Annotated in this window: 3 protein-coding genes; 2 read left to right on the top strand and 1 reads right to left on the bottom strand. The window is 75.0% G+C overall.

Translation table 11 applies throughout. The features are described 5' to 3' along the window. On the top strand, nucleotides 1–981 hold a 981-nt coding region (locus tag G5C65_RS35180), incomplete at its 5' end, for a GAF domain-containing sensor histidine kinase (RefSeq protein ID WP_165303121.1). 70 nt (nucleotides 982–1051) lie between these two features. After that, nucleotides 1052–1816, top strand: coding sequence for a methyltransferase domain-containing protein (locus G5C65_RS35175; RefSeq protein ID WP_165303120.1), 765 nt, complete (start codon nucleotides 1052–1054; stop codon nucleotides 1814–1816). Here the strand turns inward: G5C65_RS35175 and G5C65_RS35170 are convergent. Continuing rightward, entirely contained in the window at nucleotides 1806–2615 is an 810-nt protein-coding gene (locus G5C65_RS35170; RefSeq protein ID WP_241266287.1) for a Cof-type HAD-IIB family hydrolase, read from the bottom strand. The two genes, G5C65_RS35175 and G5C65_RS35170, sit on opposite strands and share 11 nt — an antisense overlap. Nucleotides 2616–2644 lie beyond the last annotated feature (29 nt).

Below are 2644 nucleotides of genomic sequence, written 5' to 3'. Positions count from 1 at the left end.
GACGAGGGGCGCGGGCTGGAGATCGTGGCCGCCGCGGCCGACGAGCCCGGGACCCTGATCGGCACGGTGATCCCGCCGCACAGCCCCGTGCTGGACGAACTGCTGGCCGGGCGGCCGGTCTTCGTGGACGACTCCGCGACGGACCCGCGCATGATCACTCAGGTGGCGTGGCGGTTCGGGCCGAGCATGCTGCTGCCGCTGGAGAGCGGCGGCCGGGTGCTGGGCACCCTCGCCGTACCGCGCGAGCCCGGAGCGCCGCGCTTCTCGGAGGCGGAGAAGTCGCTGGCCGCGCGGTTCGCGGCGCAGGCCGCGCTGGCGCTGGTGATGGCCGACGCGCTGCACGACCGCGAGCGGCTCGCGGTGTACGAGGACCGCGACCGCATCGCCCGCGATCTGCACGACCTGGTCATCCAGCGGCTGTTCGCCACCGGGATGACGCTGCAGAGCGCGCGGCGCGCGACCTGCGAGCCGGAGGTCGCCGGGCGCATCGGCCAGGCCGTGGACGAGCTGGACGCCACGATCGCGGAGATCCGCACGGCGATCTTCGCGCTCCAGCAGGACCCCGGCGAGGCCCAGGCGGGGCTGCGGACGCGGGTGCTGCGGGAGACGGGTATCGCCGCCGCAGCGCTCGGCTTCCAGCCGTCGGTGCGGTTCGTCGGCGCGGTGGACGCGCGGGTCGGCGAGCGGACGACGAAGAACCTGATCGCCGCGCTGCGCGAGGCGCTGTCCAACGCGCTCCGGCACGCCGGCGCCTCCCGTATCGAGGTCACGGTGGACGCGACGGCGACGCTGGCGGGCGGGTGCCCCGCTGTCCGGCTGACCGTGGCCGACGACGGGGTCGGCCTGCCCCGGGAGGGGCGCCGGAGCGGGCTGGCGAACCTGCGGCGGCGCGCGGAGCGGCTGGGCGGCGCGGCGCGGTGGGGGCCGGGGATCGGCGCGGCGGGCGGCGGCACGGCCCTGTGCTGGACGGCACCGCTGTAGCGGTCCAGCCCCCCGGGGGGCGCCGGGAAAAGTGATCGCCTCCCGGCGTATCCGCTGCCACAGTGATCACATGTCACCGTCGGCACGCTCATTCGAGGAACTTCTCGCCGAGGCGGAGGCCGCGCCCGTCTCCGGATGGGACTTCTCCTGGCTGGACGGCCGCGCCACGGAGCAGCGCCCCTCCTGGGGCTACCAGCGCCTCATGAGCGCCCGCCTGGCCACCGCCACCGCGGCCCTCGACCTGGAGACCGGCGGCGGCGAGGTCCTGAACGAGGCCCCCGCGCTGCCGCGCACCATGGCGGCCACCGAGGCGTGGCCGCCGAACCTGGCCCGCGCGACCCGGCTGCTGCGCCCGCGCGGCGTCGTGGTCGTCGCGGGCCCGGAGGAGCCCCCGCTGCCGTTCGCCGACGGCGCCTTCGACCTGGTGACCAGCCGGCATCCGATGACCCCCTGGTGGGACGAGATCGCCCGGCTGCTGGAGCCGGGCGGGAGGTATCTCGCGCAGCATGTCGGTCCCGCGAGCGTGTTCGAGTTGACGGAGTTCTTCCTCGGCCCGCAGCCGGAGGAGGTGCGCCGGCTGCGGCACCCGGACGAGGAGTGCGCCGGGGCGCGCGCCGCGGGCCTGGAGCTGGTGGATGTGCGGTCCGAGCGGCTGCGGATGGAGTTCCGCGATGTCGGGGCGGTCGTCTACTTCCTGCGGAAGGTGGTCTGGATCGTGCCGGGCTTCTCCGTGGAGCGGTACCGGGACCGGCTCCGTGAGCTGCACGAGCGGATTCGGGCAGACGGGGTGTTCGTCGCCCACTCCTCCCGCACCCTCTTCGAGGCTAGCCGGTGAGCAACGCCTCGATCACTGAGGCGACGCCGTCGTCCTCGTTGGACGCGGTGCGGTGCGTCGTCGCGGCCAGCACCTGGGGATGCGCGTTGGCCATCGCGTACGACGTGCCGGACCAGCCCAGCATCTCCAGGTCGTTCGGCATGTCACCGAAGGCCACCACCTGGTCGGCGGTGATGCCGCGCTCGGCGCAGGCGTGCGCCAGGGTGCTGGCCTTGCTCACGCCTCGCCCGCTGATCTCCAGCAGCGCGCTCGGGCTGGAGCGGGTGAACTCGCCGTGCGCCCCCGCGGCCTTCCGGCCGAGCGCCAGGAAGGCGTCCGGGTCCCGGTCCGGGTGGTGGGCCAGCAGCTTGACGACGGGCTGGTCGTAGGAGTCGCTGTGGCTGTCGGCGAGCAGCTTCTCGGCGGGGGCGTAGCTGGCGCCCGGGTCCTCGAAGAAGACGGGGTAGCTCGGCTCGTAGTGGATGCCCTCCGTCCGCTCGACGGCGAAGGACACCCCGGGCGCTGCCGCGCGCAGCGCGTGCACGGTGGCCAGGGCGTCCGCGCGCTCCAGCGGCCGGACCCGCACCAGCCGGGCGCGGGGCCTGCCGCGCAGATCGGCGAGGACGGCCCCGTTGGCGCAGATGGCCAGGCCGTGGCCGTGCAGATGGTCGCTGACCACGCCCATCCAGCGGGGCGGACGGCCCGTGACGAAGATCACTTCGATTCCGGCCGCCTCGGCGGCCGCCAGCGCCGCGACCGTCCGCGCGGAAACGGTTTTGTCGCTCCTGAGCAGCGTGCCGTCCAGATCGGTGGCGATCAGCCGGGGACGGCCGGGTCGCGGGGGGCGGG

The organism is Streptomyces boncukensis (assembly GCF_011045075.1).
Taxonomy (GTDB): Bacteria; Actinomycetota; Actinomycetes; order Streptomycetales; family Streptomycetaceae; genus Streptomyces; species Streptomyces boncukensis.
Note: the sequence above shows the minus strand (reverse complement) of the source record. Positions and strands in the feature narration are given on the sequence as shown.